The following is a 17,492-nucleotide window of genomic DNA, read 5'->3' on the forward strand; positions in this document are numbered from 1 at the left end:
AACGGCTGCCCGCGTTGCCGCCCGCCACTGCTGTTACCGTTTTCGGGGCTTCACGAACCTCGACCTGAACATTGAATACGCAAACCCCGCCTTTTGTTCCCTGCTGGGCTGCAAGGAGGAAAACCTGCGGTCAAATTCAGGACTTACATACCGGATCAGGGCCGCAGGCAGTCCCGGATGAAAACCCGCCTCGGTAATAAAACAGCGGCCGGCTCGATAAGGCTATCCTCTTGTCGCATTAGACTTCGCCCGGTAATACTCCATGATCAGTTCGTCCACCTTCCGGCTGGCCGCCAGGAGCTTCTCCTTGTCGCCCGGGTCGACGGACAAAAGCCTGTGCCGCGCCCTCTCGAGCCGCACGATGATCCTGCCTAGCCCTACAAAAACTTCATCCTTTCGCACCAGATAATTAGACCATTTTCAGGAAAAAGCGTCAAGAAAAACCCTGTCAAACAGTGTCGACAGGGGCCTTTTTGGCGCTGTTCCGCGATTGCGGCTGTCATCCTCTTTTTTTCGCCATCAACTCTGTAAAGATCTCCACCAGGTGCGGGTCGAACTGGGTCCCCGCGCATCTCTTCAGCTCCTCCAGGGTTTTCTCATGCGACAGGGCATCGCGGTAGGGGCACTCCGACGTCATCGCGTCGTAGGCGTCGGCTATGGCCAGGATGCGGCTCAGAATGTGGATCTCCTCGCCGCGCAGCCCCCGGGGATAACCCCGCCCGTCCCACCGCTCGTGGTGCTGGCGGATGAGCTCCGCCACTGGCGCCAGCTCGGCCGAAGAAAGGGCAATGCGGTACCCCACCTCGGGGTGACGCTGGATTTCCTTCCTTTCCTCCTCCGTCAGAGGGCCGGGCTTGCAGAGAATGTGATCCGGCACTCCCAGCTTGCCGATGTCGTGCACGTCCGCCAGAAGGCGGAGATTGTCCATTTCTTCGCGCGAGAGCTCCACTGCTTCTCCCAGCAGACAGGCAATCTCTTTCACGCGCTCCGTGTTGTGAAAGTCTTTCTCCGCCAGGGTCGCCTTGAGGGCGCGGATCACTGCCCCCCGCGGGTCTTTTCCGGCGACAAGCTTGTTCGTGTACATCGCGTCGTCCGCTTCTTTGTAGGTCTCCCGCAGCGGGCGCGAGGCATCCTCCGCCGTCGCCGCCCCCACGGGGACGCTCAAAGGAAGATCCGGGTGCTGCGCGTTGTCCATCTCTACAGCCTCGATTATGCGCCCGACCACCTCTTCCGCCGTCTTCCGGTCCGTTTGCGGCAGGATCACGGCGAACTCGTCCCCGCCAACCCGGGCCACCACGTCGGACCCGCGGACGCAACACGCGATTACCTTCGCCGCACGGCGCAGGAGCTCGTCACCCCGTTCGTGCCCCAGCATGTCGTTGACCGCTTTTAAACCGTCAAGGTCGCAGAGGATGAGGCTGACGGGAAAGGAACGGTCCTTTTCCAGCCGCCGCAGTTCTTCCTCGAAGAACGCGCGGTTGTAAAGTCCGGTGAGAGCGTCGTGCGTGCTGCAGTACCTCAGTTCGGCCTCCATTTTCTTGCGCTCGCCGATGTCGCGGATGCACTGGACCGCCCCGAGCAGGTTTCCTTTCTCGTCCTGGATCGGGGCCACGAGGGTCCAGAAATGAAGCCCCCTGCCGCCGTAAGCGCAGGGGGCAAAACCTTCGCCCACAAGAACATGTCCCTTCCTCTCGATTTTCTCGTACTTCCGCTCCCACTCCTTGCCGTTGCCAAGCAGGATGTTCACGAGGATGGGCCTCCGTTCCCCGAAAAAGGGAACGGCGTAGGCGTATTCGCCCCTGCCCAGCATCTCTTCCTTCCTGACTCCCGTCATTTCTTCCACGGCCCTGTTCCACACGACCACCTTGCCTTCGCGGTCAACGGCAAGGACGCCGTCCGGGAGGGAATCGACGATCCGCTCGAGAAGGCTCAGTCGCCCCGCCGATCCTTCCGGCAGTAGTTCGCCGCCTTCCCCGAGCAGAAGTTCCAGCAATCTCATGGCCGCTTCAGTTTTGTCCTCGGGTAGAGCGTCCACCAGCCGGTGAAGGCCGTCTTTTCGCTGGCCCGGGTTCACGTAATCCACCGTCCCCTTAACAGCGACTTTGCCCGGACATCTTTTCTACTTCGGAAAGCAAAATCCTGCGCCTGTCATTCTCCTTCTTCCGCCAGGATCTTCAGGAACACATCCACCACCCGCGGGTCGAAGTGCCTGCCCGCCTCGTCCTTCAGATAGGCGCGCACTTTCTCCGGCGGCCAGGCCGGCCGGTAGGGACGGTCCGAACTCAAGGCGTCCCACACGTCCACCACGGCAAAGATGCGCGCCGCCAGCGGAATCAGTTCGCCCTTCAGTCCCCGCGGGTAGCCCGTGCCGTCCCACTTCTCATGGTGGCCTCGCGACCGTGCCGGCCGGTTCCCGCATCCCCGCCAGAGCAAGTCCTTAAGCGTTTGCAGGATGCTATCGTAACGATACCGCGTTTTCAGGTTCTTGCGGATTGTGCCCTCAGCCTGCCCTTTTTGCAATAAGTCCTTATTCTCCTCCTGCTATGTGGGTCTCCCGGTCCTCATTTTTCGACAACAGCATAACACGACGACGCCGAAAACCGCAAGGATACCAAAGATTACTTGCCCAGGCCCGGTAACAACAGGTTTGGGATCAAAAAAGACACCGGCGTCTCCAGGCCAAGGAAACGTATGGGAAACCGGGCCGGTAAAAATGGGATCGCGCCCCTGAGGGATGTAGGTATTTACCACCGGGAGTCCCCTGACGGCGACCGCGATCAGTCTCGCTTCACCGGGCTCGGCCCAGTCCCCGATGCCGGTGCGCACCTCTTCGAGCGGATGCGGGCTGACGACGGCCACCCCGTTGTACAACTTTTGCCCCTTAAACACCGCGTTGTAACCGGCCCTTTGCAACTCCTGAAGCGGAAAGTCGCCGTCCTCGACCTTCGTCTCCTGGAGGCACAACACGTCCGGGCGCTCCCTGGCGAGCCAGTCCAGGACCAGTTCCAGGCGGGCGCGGATCGAATTGACGTTGAAGCTGGCTGCCTTGAGCATTTTCTCTTAACCACCTTATCGGCAATGCTGTAATGCTATATTAGTACCACTGCCGCCGGTCCATAACCTTCTCCGCCACGCCCATAAAAAACTCAGCCGCAAACGGGCTGAGTTTCAAGTTCGACTTGCCAAACTGCCGGCTGCCGGGAGAGAAACGCCGGTTTTAACCTTCTATTTCGACGGTGACTCCCTTGGAGTCTTCTGCCCCTTTGGGCAGGACAACTTCCAGGACGCCGTCCTTGTAAGAGGCCTTGATCTTTTCCTGGTCAACCGGCACGTCCACGGAGAAGGAGCGGCTGAAGGAGCCGTACTTGCGCTCCACTCTCAAGAAGTTGGCGCCCTCTTCCTTCTCCTCGCTCTTGCGCTCGCCGCGAATGGTCAGGACGTTGTTATCGAAGGTTACCTTGATGTCATCCTTGGACACGCCGGGGATCTCGGCCTTTACCAGAATGGCCTCGGGCGTCTCCTTAATGTCGACAGGGAACATCCACCCCTGGGTAAGGTTGCCCTGCCGCGGGTAAATGTCTTCGAACAACCTGTTGATGGAATGCTGCAGAGCAGACAACTCGCGGAACGGATCCCACCTGACAAGCGACATGCCAACACCTCCCTGATGATGAGCATCGGCTTCTCCCGGCAGCCTTGACTTTTACTATCCTTGACTAATATATACCCAAAACTTTCCCCTTTTGTCAAGATCCTTTTTGCTTATTTTTCACAAAACTTAAAAAACTGCGACCTACCCAAGACCCGGCCGGGTTCGTAGGGCTTAACGCTCCTTACCCACCCGTACCGGTTCCTTCTTTCGGCAACCAAACCAAAGCCCCCGTCAGATCCAATAAACGGGGGCTTTCTCTGGCCTGGGCTAACTCAAGCCGAGTATGGGAAGATTGCCAAAACTAAAGAAACTTAAGCCCTGACCCCACCGCACTTCCCAAGGTTTAACGCACAGCAGCATTGCACAAAAAGTGGGTACGCCTGCTCTGCCTGGCCGCCGACCCCGGCATCAAGGCCACCCTGCGCCCGGTCAGGTCTTGACATGTATTACACGTAAATATAGGATATAAGCAAATCATTAATTGTTGATGAGGTGTTCTTTTTGCGGGAACTTGCCGAAAGAATCAAAGCCCTTGGAGAACCGACGCGTCTCAAGATACTGCGTCTTCTGCATGAGAGGGAGCTGTGCGTCTGCGAGATTGCAGAAGTGCTGCAGATGAGCCAGCCGCGGATCTCCCAGCACCTCAAGGTCCTGCGGCAGGCCGGCCTGGTAAGCGAGCGCAAGGTTAAGATATGGTCCTACTACGCATTGATACCGGGGGCTCTCGGGAACCTGTTTCGGAAGTTTGAGGAGACCATGGCCATGGATATGCGTCTTTTGCCGGAAATGGCCGAAGAGTCCGCCCGCCTGTCCAGAATCGCCGCGCTGCCGCCATCGTGGTGTTGCGACAATGCGGGCCGCACAAAACCTTAATTGAGCATGATTTAACATACAAGGAGGAGAACGCGTATGACCGCCGAGAAAGACATTACGGAAGTTGTACGGGAGCGCTACGGCAACGCCGCCCAACAGGTGATGAAGGGGTCTTTAGCCGGTTGCTGCTCGCCGGCTTGTTGCAGCGGAGGGCAAGAGCTGATGTTCGGCTTGGGGAACTATGACAGCAGCCAGGTGCAGAACCTGCCGGCACTGGCCGCTTCCGCATCGTTGGGCTGCGGAAACCCCGTAGCCTATGCCAACCTCGCCGAGGGCGAGACGGTTCTTGACCTGGGAAGCGGCGGCGGGATCGACTGCTTACTGTCTGCCGAACGGGTCGGGCCTTCCGGACACGTCTACGGGCTCGACATGACCGACGAGATGCTCAGCCTGGCCCGGGCCAACCTGAAGCAGACGTCCTTGACCAATGTCACCTTTGTGAAGGGCCAGCTCGACGCGATTCCGCTCCCTGACGAGTCGGTGGACGTTGTCATTTCCAACTGCGTGGTCAACCTGGCCCCCGACAAGGAACGGGTTATCAGGGAGGTTTTCCGGGTTCTGCGTCCGGGAGGGCGCATCGCCATCGCCGATGTGGTAGCGACGCGTTCGCTCCCTGAAGAAGTCCGCCAAGACCAGGCCGCCTGGGCCGGGTGAATCGGCGGGGCGCTCCTGGACACGGAGTACAAGACCATTCTGGAGAACAACGGCTTTACGGATATAGACCTCAAGGTCCTGCACACCTACGACCTGGGCTCACCCGCCGCGGACTCTCTGGTGCCGCGGCTGTCCAGGGAGCTTAGAGAGGCGTACAGCGACGCCGTGACCAGTACCCTGGTCTCGGCCCGGAAGCCGTAAGGGAGAATCATTTTAGGAAAACAAGGAGGCTTGCGGAGTGAAGATCGCGATCCTCGCCGACATCCACAGCAATTTATACGCGCTGAAGGCCGTTCTGGCCGATGCAAAAAGCCGCGGGGCGGATAGGATTGTCTGCGCCGGTGATGTCGTGGGTTACGGCCCGCACCCGAGCGAGGTCATAGCCCTGCTGCAAAAGGAGCAGATTCCTACAGTAATGGGCAACTATGATGACGCTATCGGCTACGAGCGCTTCATCTGCGGGTGTGACTACAAGGACCCGGCCGATATGAAGCTGGCGGAAAAGTCGATTGAGTTTACGCTGAAAGCCACCAGCGCGGAAGACAAGACCTTCCTTCGCTCACTGCCTCCGGAATACCGCATTATTAATGACGGGCTGGACATCGTGATCGTCCACGGGAGCCCCGTCCGGCTGAATGAGTACCTGTACGCCGACACCCCGGCTCAAACGCTGGAAGAGATGCTGGACAAAGCCCGGGCGGACGTGCTGGTCTGCGGCCATACTCATATCCCCTACCACCGGAAGTTAAGCAACGGGCACGTGGTCAATGCCGGCAGCGTCGGCAAGCCGAAGCACGGGAACCCCAACGCGCTGTACTGCATCCTTGAGTTGAAGGGCCGGGATGTTGCCGCTGTTTTTGTCGAAGTGCCCTACGACGTCGAGCGCACGGCACGGATGATCGAGCAAAATGAGGTCTTGCCTAACGAGTTTGCGGAAAAGCTGCGGTTAGGGACAGGCTAGCCAGCCCTGTGGGTTGAGGCAGGCGCCGTTCCATCTGCCTAATATGCACTAATCACTTGTTGACCCTAATATGTGATTATCTTAATATAGTTTTATAAAAATATGGGAATGCAGAGGAGGAAATTACGTTGGCCCAGTCAGTAAGCAAAAGACTGAGTTTTCTGGACCGCTACCTGACTGGCGGAAATCCCGCGCCTGCAGGATTGCAGGAAGTGTTAGCAGATTTCGGGCCTGAAAGACCAAAAGAGCGGGCCTTCCCAGGGCCTGCTCTTTTTGTTGTGCGCCGGCGCATCCGGCACCGGCGCACGCGGCTGACCGACCGCCCTCTTGCCCGGGTTATCGTCCTGCCTCTCCAATCCATTTCTTGAGGTCGTTCCGGAAGGGGACCTTACCCACCGCTTTGGTCCGGCCGTTGATGATCAACGCCGGCGTAAGAATGACACCCATATCCGCTATTGCATTGACATCTTCGACCTTCTCCACGTCAGCCCCCACATTCATCTCCTGCAGGACAGCAAGGATCTCTTTGTGGAGTTTGCGGCACTGCGGGCAGCCCGGCCCCACGACTTTGATCTCCAAGACATCCTCCGGCACCCTGGCGGGTTCCACGGGGATCCCCCTTGTAACCTTGTAAGCCCGCACAAACCCCTCACGGTACTTGTCCCTGGCCGATGCCGGGATGTAGTTATTATCCTTGATCAGGTCGATGATCGCCTCCCCGAGAGCATCATCGTTCGGGAAGACTTTACCGTCAACCTTTTGAAAAGCATCCTCCAAACCGATAATGCCGACCTTCGCCCCGCCGACGGAAACGAGTGTCGACTTGGGTGTTTTCGAGGAGTCCCGGAAAAACAAAACAACCACCTCACCAGCGTACAGGAAGTATGCCGCCTTGCGGCAGCCCATGATGCACGAGTTTCAAAATTAGAGCAGTCCAACGTCTCGCTCTTCCTCAATCAGCCTCTTAATCTCGGCCCGGTCCGGCACTTTGCCGACTACCTTGACCTTGCCGTTGATCACCAGCCCGGGGGTCATAAAGACACCATAGTCGATAATCTTGTTAACGTCCGTAATCTTCTCGACCCGGGCATCAAGTTTCATCTCCGCCACCACGGCGGCGACCTCTTGCTCGAGGGCCTTGCATTTCTTGCATCCCGGTCCCAACACTTTGATCTCCACCAATAATCTCCCTTCAAGTTAGAAATGAATCGGTTAACACCCGTCCTAAGCGGTGAGAGAACCGAATACATACCCGGTAAGGGTAGCCATTACTACTACCAGGATCACGTAGACAACGGTCTTCTTAGTACCCATCACATTCCTGATCACCAGCATATTCGGCAGGCTCAGGGCCGGTCCGGCCAGCAGCAAGGCGAGCGCGGGACCCCTGCCCATGCCGAGGTCCATCAGCATCCTTACAAACGGCACTTCCGTAAGGGTGGAGAAGTACATCAACGCCCCGGCGAATGAAGCGATGAAGTTGGACAACAAGCTGTTCCCGCCCACCGAGGCCGCAATCCAGGACTGCGGGATGATAACCTTCAGGGCGCCGGCGATAAACACCCCGACGATGAGAATGGGGAAAATCAACCGGACCAGCTTGCCCGTCTCATAGAGCCACTGCTTAACCTCGTCTTTTGTGAACCACTTCCAAAGCACAATGCCCAACACGACAAGCATGACAGCAATGCCGCCGGCCTTGATCTCGTTGGTAACCCGGGCCGTACCCACCAGCAGGATGCCGACCAACAGGCCGAAGAACACCAGCTGCTGTACAATCGGCTTGCCCCGGTCTTCCATCCCCGCCAGGCTGAACCCGTCCCTGGAGGCGCGTGCGGCCTTCTCCGCCTCTTCCTTGCGGAACAGCACCGCCATGATCAGACCGATAATGATGGCGAAAACAACCGCCCCGACGGCCCGGCCGGCACCCAGGTCCCAGCCCAGCTTGCGCGCCGTCAGGACGATAGCCAGGAGGTTGATGGCCGGCCCCGCGTAAAGGAAGGTTACGGCAGGACCGAGACCCGCGCCCTTACGGTAGATGCCGGCGAAGAGCGGGAGGATCGTACACGAGCAGACGGCAAGAATGACTCCCGAAACAGATGCCACACCGTATGAAATATACTTCTTGGTTTGGGGGCCGAAGAATTTAAGAACTGCTGCCGAGGAGACAGCAACCGCGATTCCGCCGGCGATAAAAAACGCCGGGACAAGGCAGGTCAGGACGTGCGCCGACAAGTATTCCAGGATCTCGTTCCAGCCGCTAAGCAAGACGCCAGTCAGATAGTCCATTGCTCCGCCCAAGCCGATGTGACCCGGGCTCCCTCCCTCTATATTAGTAATTGATGATGTACTTATATTTTACTTATAGTCCAAAGCGACAAGGTCGTCAAGCATTTTTTGACATAGGCTAAAAATAAATTGGGATGGACCTGTTGCATCCATCCCGAAAGACTCGAATGAAGTTGTTTATGCCGCTGTTTAAATCTTCCGTCCAGAACACGCTGCAGCCGTCGAGTACATACCAAAACACCGCATTTCTTCCTCTTTCAGGTCAAAATAGTTTTGCCAGCACCTTGCTGTCTTTAAGGAAAGGGACCTGCTATGCAATACTGCTTCCCTGATTTCGTCTTCGGTGTACGTCCTGAACAACCAGTTCAGCGCCTTTTGGTCGCCTTCATTTAACAGCCGTTCGATGACCAGGACACTATTCCGTGACAGATCCACTTCCTGCGGATTCACGTCCCAGAAAAGATCGTGGAGCCATACGGGAATTTTGTGTTTGTTATCCATTTATCCCTTCTATCCTTTCTTGAACCTGTATTTATTATAGCATATTTGAAGCAGCAATTCCATTATCTGGCTGCAACAAGCGTGCCGATGACCACGTTCAGTTCTCTGTCACCCAGGGACTGTTCTTACTCCGAAAACTGAAGCCCTGACCCTCCTCGTGAGAAAAGGGCAGGCCCCGGCAGATTCATTGCCGGGGCCTGCTTGATGGAGGGGAAAATAATTCTCTTATCTGGTAATGGTAATCTGCCTGGTCACCGGATCGTAATCCACCACTGCGCCCAGGGTTTCGCTGACGAAACGCAGGGGCACGAAAGTGCGGCCGGGCGGCACCCTAGAAAGATGGCGGAGTCATGGCCCATATGCCGACGGCGACTTTCTTCCCGCGATTAAAGAAACGGTGAGGCAAGGTGCTGTCGAAGTAGATGCTGTCGCCCTCGCGCAGTAAGTACTCTCTGTCCCCGATCATTACCGTGATTTCCCCCTGGACAACGACACCGCATTCCTCGCCTTGATGGACGAGAAGCGTTCCGTTCGTCCAGGTGCCCGGTTCCAATATGATGGAGAGGAACTCGATCTTGTCGTCTCTCTTCCCCGGCGACAGCATGCGGTAGGTGACGTTTGACTCGGGCAACACCAGGCGTTTTTGCTGGTCGGCGCGCAAAACCGTCACGCGTTCCTCGTCTTCGGCGTCAAAAAGCGCGATGAGAGGAATATCCAGCACTCTGGTGATTCTCCACAGCGAGTCCAGTGAGGGTGTCGCCAGGCCGCGCTCGACCTGGCTTATCAAACCCGCGCTGAGCTGACACTGGGAGGCCAGAGCTTCGACCGTCAGCCGTTTCTCCTTGCGATATTGGCGGATCTTATCCCCGATGCTCTTCAGCGGAGGGTCATCCATCCTCATCAGCAGAGCCTCCTCGCACAACAATCAGAGCGATACTGCAACAGCCCCGCCTTTTTGCGGCTGGACTGCCGGGAGGTAGTCTTTGAGAACGGTCCCGTCGACGGTAATCACGGGGTTGCGGACCACAAAGTCGACGTGATAGACCGATTCGGTCAAGCCCAGGCGGTAGCTGTCGCCCAAGGCGAAGTGGACGCTGCCCGCTTCCTTTTCGTCCACGGAAATGTTGGCGTAGGGGCCGTGTACCATCGGGTTCATGCCGATGGCGAACTCGCCGATCATGTCAACTCCCCCAGCGTTGCTCCACAGCCATTGTTCGAAGCGTGGATCCGCTTCCACCATCCGGCCGGCTTCAAAACGCAGCGCCACCGGTTTGTCGGGTAGCCAAAGCCGGGAAATGGTGCCGTCGATAACGATGCGCCCGTAAAAGGACTCCTCCACGGGACAGGTATAGATTTCTCCGTCCGGCAACTGGGCCAGCTTACCGGGGGCGCAGTAACCGTCAGCCGCGATCCAGGAACGGCCGGCAACCGAAAAGGAGATATCCGTACCCAGGTCCGACGTTACACGGACCGTGCTCGCCTTCTCCATCCGCCTTGCCAGGGCGGCCGCCGCGGAAGCGATCGCCGGGTATTCCAGGTCCCCCCAGAACTCGTCGGCCAGGTAGCGTTCGTCCCAGTTCCAGAGCGAAAGGACAGACTTCCCCCGATCCAGCAGCAGGTTGCGCAACGCCTTGGCGTAAATCGAATCAGCCAGCGTCGGCTGGTACAGCTCGACGACGTGGCTTGCGTTCCGTATTAAAGGGTGGTCGGCCAGCCGGGTGATCGATGCGTCCAGGGATACATCCAACAGGATGCTGGGGACTTCCATAATATCCGCCAGCCTGCGCCCGAGACGGATATCCTGGGTAAGAATCAGCAGGCTCCGCAGGGGCGGCGCGTTCCTGGTCAAGGAATCGAGGATGCGTTCACGTACTTTTGCCACAACCTTTTCTCTCCCACTAGCTGCTTCATCTCCGTCACCGTAACCGGCTCACTCGCGGAGGGCCAAGTGGCAGGCGGCCCATCGCCCGTCGCTCACTGCGGACAGACCGGGAACCTCCCGGCGACAGCGCTCAACGGCCCGGGGACAACGCGGATGAAAACCGCAGCCAGGGGGGGTGTTCAGCGGGCTGGGCATTTCATCGTTGCTCGCCGCCGCCAGCGGCCTGTTCCGGTCCAGGCTGGGGATAGACTGCAAGAGCATCTCGGTGTAGGGATGGGCCGGTCGCATGAAAAGTTCCTCGGTAGGCGCAATCTCGACGAGCCTGCCCAGGTACATCACCATCACGCGGTCGCACAGGTAGCGCACCACCGCCAGATTATGCGAGATAAAAAGGTAGGCCATGCCGAACTCGGCCTGCAGTTCACGCAGGAGATTAAGGACCTGGGCCTGTACCGAAACGTCGAGGGCCGAGGTCGGCTCGTCCAAGACCATCAGCTTGGGATTGAGGCAGAGAGCCCTGGCGACGGCGACGCGCTGGCGCTGCCCGCCGCTCAATTCATGCGGGAAACGGTCCATGAATTCCGGCCCCAGCCCCACTCTTGCGAGCAAACCGAGCACGCGCTCCCGGCGTTTCTCGGCATCGGTCCAGCCGTTGAGGCGCAGCGGCTCTTCCACGATCTGCCGCACCCGAAAACGAGGGTTGAGCGAACTCTGCGGATCTTGAAAAACTGTCTGGATCATCGGCCGCAACGCGCGCCGTTGGGCCTTGCTCATTTCGGCCAGGCTCCGCCCCTCAAAGAACATCTCACCCCTGGTCATCTTTTCGAGGCGCATGATTATATAAGCCAACGTGCTCTTGCCGCAGCCGCTTTCGCCCACGAGCCCAGCCGTTTCGCCGGGGAAAATGTCAAGCGACACCTCGTTGACCGCCCGCAGGACGCTGCTGCCGCGGCCGCCGCGCACGGTAAATTCCTTGACCACCCCGCGCAGGGAAAGCAACGCTTCAGCCATTGATCCGCGCCTCCCAACAGGCCACCAGATGGCCGGCGGCAACCGCCACCAGCTTCGGCCGCGATCGGCGGCACCGCTCGCCGGCCGCGGCGCAGCGCGGGTGGAAGCGGCACCCGGAAGGCAGTGCCAGCAGGTTGGGCACGCTGCCGGTGATGGGTTGCAGGTGTTCCTGGCGGTTCTCGAGCCTCGGCAGGGCCTTTAGAAGAGCCTGGGTGTAAGGATGCCCCGGCCTGTGAAGAACCTCATGCACCGGGCCGGTCTCCACAATGACGCCGCAGTACATCACCGTCACCCGTTTGCAAGTCTGGGCCACCACGCCCAGATCGTGGGTGATCAGCAGTACGGCTGTGCCCAAGGATTGTGCCGTCTCCTGCATCAAGCGCAGGATCTGCGCCTGAATGGTTACGTCGAGGGCGGTGGTGGGCTCGTCAGCCAGCAGAAGGCGCGAACCGCAGCTCAGGGCCATCGCCAGGAGCACGCGCTGGCGCATGCCGCCGCTCAATTCAAAGGGATATAGATCAAGCACCCGTTCCGGATGGGGGATACGGACGCGGGACAGCCAGTTTGCCGCCTCCCGCCGGGCCTCACCCGCCGGCAGCCGTCTGTGGATCCGCAGGATCTCGCTCATCTGCCGCCCGATCTTGAAGACCGGGTTGAGCGCGTTCATCGGCTCCTGAAAGACCATCGAGATTTTGCTCCCCCGCAAAGATGCGTACTCCTTCTCGGGTTTGCCGATCAGTTCTTCGCCCTCGAACAGGATCGAGCCCCCGGCGATGCGGGCGCTTCCCCTGGGCAAGAGTCCCAGAATGGCGGTGGCCGTAAGCGATTTACCGGAACCGGACTCGCCGACCAGTCCCAGGAACTCGCCGGGCATAATCGTCAGGTCGATCCCGTCAAGGGCGCGGGCCACTCCGGCATAACCGTGAAAGTCGACACAGAGACCGCTTATCGCCAGCAGAGGTTCCATGGCCGTCCTCCTAACCGCGCAGGCGCGGGTCGAGGATGTCGCGGACCCCGTCGCCAAAGAGATTGAAGCCGATCACGGTGATGAAGATGGCCACGCCGGGAAAGGTGGCGTACCACCACTGATCCAGCAGATAGGTCCGGCCCATGCTGACCATGGCTCCCCACTCCGGCGCGGGGGGCTGCGCGCCCAAGCCGATGAAGGACAGGGCGGCGGCGATGAGAATCGCCTCGCCGATGCCCAGCGTCGCCTGGACGATCACCGGCGCCAGGCAGTTGGGCAGGATGTGGCGGGAGATGATCCAGGCCCGGGAGGCGCCGAAGGTTCGGGCCGCCTTTACGAATTGGCGTTCCTTGATGGAAAGGGTCAGCCCGCGCACCAGGCGCACGTACACCGGGATTTTGACCACCGCCACCGCGATGATGCTGTTGCGGAAGTTCGGTCCCAGGGCGGCCGAAAGCGCCAGCGCCAGAACGAGACTCGGAAAAGCCAGCATGATGTCCATCAGGCGCATGGTCACCAGTTCGACCCGGCCGCCGATGAAACCGGAGACGCTGCCGATGACCATCCCGCCCACAGCGGCCAGGCCGACGATGCCCAGGCCGGCCAGGAGCGAGAGACGCGCCCCGTAGAGAACGCGGCTCAGGATGTCCCGCCCCATTTCGTCGGTGCCCAGCGGGTAGGCCGGGCCGGGAGGCTGAAGGCGATCCGGCAGGTGCAGAGCCAGCGGGTCGTAAGGGGCCAGGACGGGCGCGCAGACGGCGGCAAGGACGACCAGCAGGACGATCGCAGCCCCGGCCGCCGTCAGGGGGTAGCGTTTCATCATATACAAGTAATAAGGCGCGCGCTTCAAGGTCAGTGCACCTCTCTGATCTGGGGATCGAGCACGGTGTATAGCAGGTCAACAGCCATATTGATCAGGACGTAAAACACGGCTACGACGATGGTAAAGCCCATGATCGCCGGGAAGTCCAGGAAGGAGATCGAGTCCACCACATACTTGCCCATACCGGGCCAGGCGAAAATTGTCTCCGTCAGGATGGCCCCGCCCAGCAGTTCGCCGAACGAAAGGCCGATGATCGTCACGGCGGGGATAAGGGCGTTACGCAAAGCGTGACGGTAGATGATCCCCCGCCGGGGAATGCCGTTGGCCCTTGCCGTTTTAATATAGTCCATCTCCAGCACCTCCAGCATGCTCGCCCGGACCATGCGGGCGATGGTCGCCAGTTGGATGTAACCCAGGCAGAGCGCCGGCAGGATCAGGTGCAGGACGCTGCTTTTCAAGGCGATAAGGTCACCCGACAGAATGCTGTCTAAAACGTAAAGGCCGGTAAAATGGGTCGGGGGGTTGATCAGAACGTCGATGCGCCCCCCGCTGGGCAACCAGCCGAGATGCTTGTAAAAGAGAAGTAAGGCCATTAGGCCCAACCAAAAAAGCGGGGTGGACACGCCGAGAATGGCCGTGATGCGGCTGGCGTGGTCGACGGGCGTGTCACGGCGCGCTGCTGAAAGGACACCCAAGGGGATGCCCGCCGCAACAGCGAATCCCATCGCCCAAAGCGTCAATTCGAGGGTCGCCGGAAAATAGGTCAGCAGTTCGCTGAGCACCGGCCGCTGCGTGCGGATCGAGACCCCCATGTCCCCATGGAGCAAACCCCAGAGATAATGCAGGTACTGCAGCCAAACCGGTTGGTCAAGACCCAGCGCATGCCGCATGGCCGCCAGCGTCTCCTCGCTGGCCCGTTGACCGACAAGCATGCGTGCCGGGTCCCCCGGGATGACATGGGAGACGAGAAAAGTGACAAAAGTCACGCCCAGGAGCACGAGAAGAAGCTGTCCAAAGCGGCTCAACACCAAGCGCAGGTTTTTCATACTCCACCCCGTCACCGCTGAAGTTGGTAAGGGCGGGGCGTGCCGGGACCCGCCCGGCACGCCTTTTGACCAGCCCTATTTGTCCATTCCCTGGAAGTTGTACATGTCCTGGAGCATGGGGTTGAAGACGAAGCCCTGCACCGATTTGCGCATCGGCAACTGGTAATTCTTCTGGACCAGGAAAACATACGGCGCATCCTGCATAATAATATCCTGGGCTTGCCTGTAAAGCTCAACCCGTTTTTGCGCATCGGTGATGGTGGCCGCCTCCCGCACCAGGCCGTCCACCTGCGGATTCTTGTAGAACGCCCGGTTGCCCGCAAGGCCAAAATTATTCGAGTCAAACCAGTAGTTCATAAACATGTACGGGTCGGCGTAGTCCGGGCTCCATACCCCGAGCGTCATGTCGAAATCGCCCTTGTCGATCTTCTCACGCTGGGTGGCGTAGGCGATCTTCTCCAGCTTGACCGTGATGCCGATATCGGCCAGATTATTCTGAATGATCTGGGCCTCCGGCTCCCACCAGGCCTTGCCGTCGGAGTACATCAGGGTCAGGGTCAGGTTGCCGGCTTGCGCTTCCTGCAGCAAGGCCTTGGCTTTAGCCACGTCGCGGGTGTACTGGAAGACACCGGGATCGTGCCCCCACAGGCCCTCCGGGATAGGTCCGCGCATCTGTGTGGCGTTGCCCTGCCACACACCGGAGATGATCCCCTGGTAGTCGATGGCGTAGGAAATGGCTTGCCGGACCTTGGGGTTGCTCAGCGCTGGCTTCTGGGTGTTCAGGTACAGGTAGTCCACCATCAGGCTGGGGCTCTCAAAGACATTGATGTCGGGGTTTTTCTTCAGTTCCTCCATCTGGTCGACGGGAATGTTCTCGGCGATGTCGATGTCGCCCTTCTCCAGGGCCATGCGCTGCGCCGAGGGATCTTTGATGGTCTTGATCAGGATGGTGTCCAGTTTCGGCTTGCCGCCCCAGTAGCCGGCATTGGCCGCCAGCTTGATGTACTGAGAGGGCTGCCATTCGGCCACCTGATAGGGACCGCTGCCTTCAGTGTGCGTGGCCAGCCAGTTCTGGCCCATGTCCCCGTCCTTCTCATGCTTCATCACCGCCGGGTTGACAATGCTCCCGCCGTTGGTGGCCAGAGTCGACAGGAAGGGTGGAAATACCTTGTTCAGCTTAAACTGGACGGTATACGGGTCGACAACGGTCACGCTCTCCAATGTCGGAAAGGCCTCGGACGGACCCTGTTTGATCTTCATCAAGCGGTCAAACGAAAACTTGACCGCGTTGGCGTCAAGGGGCGTCCCGTCAGCGAACTTAACGTCATCGCGCAGGTGGAAGGTCCAGGTGAGACCATCCGGCGAAACCTCCCACGACTTGGCGACCGAGGGTTCCACTTCGGTTTCGCTCCCCTTGTACTGCACCAGACGGTCATAGGCCGGATAGCTGATCTTCCAGGCCGAATTGTCCATAGCCACCGCCGGGTCAATCGTCCCCAGGTCGGCGGCTGATCCGATAATGAGCGTCTTGGTCTGCGGGGTCGAGCTTTGCGGCGTGTTGGCGGACTTACCGCACCCCGCGACAACCCCCAACAATAACAGGAGGCCTAGCAGCCCAGCCACGGTTCTCTTCATTACTAACTCCCTCCCAAAAGTTTGCTGGTCCTTGGTTCTTGGCTGTGCCCGGGATTTGTCCGCGGTATCATTTGCGGAAAAACTCAACGCGTCCCCCTTTCTGATCATAGATTAGACGCCCTCGTCTTTTCACTTTGGCTAAAAGTCATTCAATATAACTAAAGAAAATCCTGCTTTCCTTAACGGGAAATGTGTATTAAAAGCGGAGGATATCGTGCCGGCGCCGGCCGGCATGACGTGAGAAGGCGTGTTCCGGCAGGTCAAAAACGTCTACCGCGAAGTCCTGTCCTGATGAACGTTTATAGATCTTCGGTTCGGCTGCTGTCTGAGAGACATAAGAGAATTTTGGCCTAATGGTAGGAATTGTTTCTCAGCGTAACGAAGTAACGTGGAAAAACAAGAAAGAGGGTGCCCAAGGGATGAACCTGGAGAAGGCCATGCGCCTGCCACTGGTTGAGGGCGGCATCGTTAAGGTTATCATCGGAGCCATCCTTAATATTATCCCCATCGTGAACTTCCTGTGTTCAGGGTACTTCATCGAAATCATGGCCAACGCAATCCGGGAGAAGCATGAAATGCCGGCTTGGGAAAACTGGGGCGACAAGTTTATTAGAGGACTTCTGAGCTTTGTGATTTCGGTTGTGTATATGATTATCCCCATCCTGCTCTTGGTAGCAGGCGGCATCAGCGGCTTTTTTGCTGTCCTCGCCGTGCTGGTGGGTCTCGCGGTGTGGTTTGTTCTCCCGATGGCCCTGGCGCGATTTGCGGCCACCGGCAGCACCGCCTCGGCTTTTGAGTTCAACGCTGTTCTCTCTTTCATTAAGGCTGTTTTCGGCGCCTATATCGGGGTCTACCTCTTTTCCCTTGTCCTCTTCATCGGCCTTACCATCCTGGCCGCCATCCCCGTCATCGGCTGGATTCTTTCCATGCTGGGCGGCTTTTACACCGGCTGCGTCCTGGCCTTCCTTTTCGGCGAGGCCTACCGCAAGGCGGCGGCCGGCAGTTCGGGCACTATCGGGGCCTGATCGCCGCTTTGTGATATGCGAGGTGAGATGTCAGGGCCACACCGATAGGAAAAAGCCCTGTCGATTGACAGGGCTTTTTCCTATCTTTAGCTCCGGCGGCGACCTACTCTCCCGGTTGCCCAGTACCATCGGCGCTGGAGGGCTTAACTGCCGTGTTCGGGATGGGAACGGGT

22 protein-coding genes and 1 rRNA gene are annotated in these 17,492 nt (G+C 58.8%); 4 read left to right on the forward strand and 19 right to left on the reverse strand.

What is annotated here, in order from left to right; translation table 11 throughout:
- Positions 1-222: 222 nt before the first annotated feature.
- The 5 genes from ACUM6F_RS09900 to ACUM6F_RS09920 form a co-directional block, all read right to left on the reverse strand.
- Positions 223-402, reverse strand: a complete 180-nt coding sequence (locus ACUM6F_RS09900; protein ID WP_445349127.1) for a hypothetical protein — start codon at positions 400-402, stop codon at positions 223-225.
- 97 nt (positions 403-499) lie between these two features.
- Positions 500-2,083 carry a diguanylate cyclase domain-containing protein gene (locus tag ACUM6F_RS09905; protein WP_445349128.1) on the reverse strand — a complete coding sequence of 528 codons (1,584 nt, stop codon included), beginning with the start codon at positions 2,081-2,083 and terminating at the stop codon, positions 500-502.
- 65 nt (positions 2,084-2,148) lie between these two features.
- Positions 2,149-2,520, reverse strand: coding sequence for an HD-GYP domain-containing protein (locus ACUM6F_RS09910; protein ID WP_445349129.1), 372 nt, complete (start codon positions 2,518-2,520; stop codon positions 2,149-2,151).
- Positions 2,521-2,541: 21 nt separating this feature from the next.
- On the reverse strand, positions 2,542-3,054 hold the full coding sequence (locus ACUM6F_RS09915; RefSeq protein WP_445349130.1) for an exodeoxyribonuclease III: 513 nt from the start codon (positions 3,052-3,054) through the stop codon (positions 2,542-2,544).
- A gap of 163 nt (positions 3,055-3,217) precedes the next feature.
- Complete coding sequence (locus tag ACUM6F_RS09920; RefSeq protein ID WP_445349131.1) at positions 3,218-3,652, reverse strand: Hsp20/alpha crystallin family protein; 435 nt, start codon at positions 3,650-3,652, stop codon at positions 3,218-3,220.
- 501 nt (positions 3,653-4,153) lie between these two features.
- Here ACUM6F_RS09920 and ACUM6F_RS09925 point away from each other — a divergent pair.
- Entirely contained in the window at positions 4,154-4,525 is a 372-nt protein-coding gene (locus tag ACUM6F_RS09925) for an ArsR/SmtB family transcription factor (protein WP_425620792.1), read from the forward strand.
- 36 nt (positions 4,526-4,561) lie between these two features.
- Positions 4,562-5,179: an arsenite methyltransferase gene (gene arsM, locus ACUM6F_RS09930; protein WP_445349132.1), complete on the forward strand. Its 618-nt coding sequence runs from the start codon at positions 4,562-4,564 to the stop codon at positions 5,177-5,179.
- An 86-nt stretch (positions 5,180-5,265) separates the two neighbouring features.
- Here the strand turns inward: arsM and ACUM6F_RS09935 are convergent, their stop codons facing one another.
- Positions 5,266-5,391, reverse strand: a complete 126-nt coding sequence (locus ACUM6F_RS09935; RefSeq protein WP_426377636.1) for a hypothetical protein — start codon at positions 5,389-5,391, stop codon at positions 5,266-5,268.
- A 26-nt stretch (positions 5,392-5,417) separates the two neighbouring features.
- Here ACUM6F_RS09935 and ACUM6F_RS09940 point away from each other — a divergent pair, with 26 nt between their 5' ends.
- A complete protein-coding gene (locus ACUM6F_RS09940; RefSeq protein WP_445349133.1) occupies positions 5,418-6,140 on the forward strand; it encodes a metallophosphoesterase family protein in 723 nt (240 codons plus the stop codon).
- A 336-nt stretch (positions 6,141-6,476) separates the two neighbouring features.
- On the opposite strand, the gene ACUM6F_RS09945 is transcribed toward ACUM6F_RS09940, so the two are convergent.
- The 12 genes from ACUM6F_RS09945 to ACUM6F_RS10000 all read right to left on the reverse strand — a co-directional run bounded on the left by ACUM6F_RS09945 (position 6,477) and on the right by ACUM6F_RS10000 (position 16,294).
- Positions 6,477-7,046 carry a thioredoxin family protein gene (locus tag ACUM6F_RS09945; RefSeq protein WP_445349134.1) on the reverse strand — a complete coding sequence of 190 codons (570 nt, stop codon included), beginning with the start codon at positions 7,044-7,046 and terminating at the stop codon, positions 6,477-6,479.
- An 18-nt stretch (positions 7,047-7,064) separates the two neighbouring features.
- Entirely contained in the window at positions 7,065-7,319 is a 255-nt protein-coding gene (locus tag ACUM6F_RS09950) for a thioredoxin family protein (RefSeq protein ID WP_425620788.1), read from the reverse strand.
- 45 nt (positions 7,320-7,364) lie between these two features.
- Positions 7,365-8,429 (reverse strand): permease, encoded by a 1,065-nt coding sequence (locus ACUM6F_RS09955; RefSeq protein ID WP_425620787.1) that lies wholly within the window; start codon positions 8,427-8,429, stop codon positions 7,365-7,367.
- Positions 8,430-8,618: 189 nt separating this feature from the next.
- Positions 8,619-8,930, reverse strand: a complete 312-nt coding sequence (locus ACUM6F_RS09960) for a DUF6922 domain-containing protein (RefSeq protein WP_425620786.1) — start codon at positions 8,928-8,930, stop codon at positions 8,619-8,621.
- Between the two features lie 225 nt (positions 8,931-9,155).
- A complete protein-coding gene (locus ACUM6F_RS09965; protein ID WP_426377633.1) occupies positions 9,156-9,260 on the reverse strand; it encodes a stalk domain-containing protein in 105 nt (34 codons plus the stop codon).
- A 1-nt stretch (position 9,261) separates the two neighbouring features.
- Positions 9,262-9,831, reverse strand: a complete 570-nt coding sequence (locus tag ACUM6F_RS09970) for a cupin domain-containing protein (protein WP_425620785.1) — start codon at positions 9,829-9,831, stop codon at positions 9,262-9,264.
- 24 nt (positions 9,832-9,855) lie between these two features.
- Positions 9,856-10,812 (reverse strand): aminopeptidase, encoded by a 957-nt coding sequence (locus tag ACUM6F_RS09975; protein ID WP_425620784.1) that lies wholly within the window; start codon positions 10,810-10,812, stop codon positions 9,856-9,858.
- A 48-nt stretch (positions 10,813-10,860) separates the two neighbouring features.
- Positions 10,861-11,823 (reverse strand): ABC transporter ATP-binding protein, encoded by a 963-nt coding sequence (locus ACUM6F_RS09980; RefSeq protein WP_425620783.1) that lies wholly within the window; start codon positions 11,821-11,823, stop codon positions 10,861-10,863.
- Positions 11,816-12,790 (reverse strand): ABC transporter ATP-binding protein, encoded by a 975-nt coding sequence (locus ACUM6F_RS09985; RefSeq protein WP_425620782.1) that lies wholly within the window; start codon positions 12,788-12,790, stop codon positions 11,816-11,818. The genes ACUM6F_RS09980 and ACUM6F_RS09985 overlap by 8 nt, the downstream gene beginning before the upstream one ends.
- 10 nt (positions 12,791-12,800) lie before the next feature.
- Positions 12,801-13,610 (reverse strand): ABC transporter permease, encoded by an 810-nt coding sequence (locus tag ACUM6F_RS09990; protein ID WP_445349135.1) that lies wholly within the window; start codon positions 13,608-13,610, stop codon positions 12,801-12,803.
- 32 nt (positions 13,611-13,642) lie between these two features.
- Positions 13,643-14,659, reverse strand: a complete 1,017-nt coding sequence (locus ACUM6F_RS09995) for an ABC transporter permease (protein ID WP_425620780.1) — start codon at positions 14,657-14,659, stop codon at positions 13,643-13,645.
- Between the two features lie 75 nt (positions 14,660-14,734).
- Complete coding sequence (locus tag ACUM6F_RS10000) at positions 14,735-16,294, reverse strand: ABC transporter substrate-binding protein (protein ID WP_425620779.1); 1,560 nt, start codon at positions 16,292-16,294, stop codon at positions 14,735-14,737.
- A gap of 419 nt (positions 16,295-16,713) precedes the next feature.
- On the opposite strand from ACUM6F_RS10000, the gene ACUM6F_RS10005 reads away from it, so the two are divergent.
- Positions 16,714-17,319, forward strand: coding sequence for a DUF4013 domain-containing protein (locus ACUM6F_RS10005; RefSeq protein WP_445349136.1), 606 nt, complete (start codon positions 16,714-16,716; stop codon positions 17,317-17,319).
- Positions 17,320-17,409: 90 nt separating this feature from the next.
- Here the strand turns inward: ACUM6F_RS10005 and rrf are convergent.
- A 5S ribosomal RNA gene (gene rrf / locus ACUM6F_RS10010) occupies positions 17,410-17,492 on the reverse strand; the annotation flags it as partial.

This window comes from Desulforudis sp. DRI-14 (assembly GCF_052618305.1).

Excerpts from the sequence above, each read along its gene's own strand:
- ACUM6F_RS09915 (WP_445349130.1), bottom strand. The coding sequence starts at position 3,054 with ATGCTCAAGGCAGCCAGCTTCAACGTCAATTCGATCCGCGCCCGCCTG.
- ACUM6F_RS09920 (WP_445349131.1), bottom strand. The coding sequence starts at position 3,652 with ATGTCGCTTGTCAGGTGGGATCCGTTCCGCGAGTTGTCTGCTCTGCAG.
- arsM (WP_445349132.1), top strand. The coding sequence starts at position 4,562 with ATGACCGCCGAGAAAGACATTACGGAAGTTGTACGGGAGCGCTACGGC.
- ACUM6F_RS09935 (WP_426377636.1), bottom strand. The coding sequence starts at position 5,391 with ATGATTCTCCCTTACGGCTTCCGGGCCGAGACCAGGGTACTGGTCACG.
- ACUM6F_RS09945 (WP_445349134.1), bottom strand. The coding sequence starts at position 7,046 with ATGGGCTGCCGCAAGGCGGCATACTTCCTGTACGCTGGTGAGGTGGTT.
- ACUM6F_RS09955 (WP_425620787.1), bottom strand. The coding sequence starts at position 8,429 with ATGGACTATCTGACTGGCGTCTTGCTTAGCGGCTGGAACGAGATCCTG.
- ACUM6F_RS09960 (WP_425620786.1), bottom strand. The coding sequence starts at position 8,930 with ATGGATAACAAACACAAAATTCCCGTATGGCTCCACGATCTTTTCTGG.
- ACUM6F_RS09970 (WP_425620785.1), bottom strand. The coding sequence starts at position 9,831 with ATGAGGATGGATGACCCTCCGCTGAAGAGCATCGGGGATAAGATCCGC.
- ACUM6F_RS09980 (WP_425620783.1), bottom strand. The coding sequence starts at position 11,823 with ATGGCTGAAGCGTTGCTTTCCCTGCGCGGGGTGGTCAAGGAATTTACC.
- ACUM6F_RS09985 (WP_425620782.1), bottom strand. The coding sequence starts at position 12,790 with ATGGAACCTCTGCTGGCGATAAGCGGTCTCTGTGTCGACTTTCACGGT.
- ACUM6F_RS09990 (WP_445349135.1), bottom strand. The coding sequence starts at position 13,610 with ATGAAACGCTACCCCCTGACGGCGGCCGGGGCTGCGATCGTCCTGCTG.
- ACUM6F_RS09995 (WP_425620780.1), bottom strand. The coding sequence starts at position 14,659 with ATGAAAAACCTGCGCTTGGTGTTGAGCCGCTTTGGACAGCTTCTTCTC.
- ACUM6F_RS10000 (WP_425620779.1), bottom strand. The coding sequence starts at position 16,294 with ATGAAGAGAACCGTGGCTGGGCTGCTAGGCCTCCTGTTATTGTTGGGG.
- ACUM6F_RS10005 (WP_445349136.1), top strand. The coding sequence starts at position 16,714 with ATGAACCTGGAGAAGGCCATGCGCCTGCCACTGGTTGAGGGCGGCATC.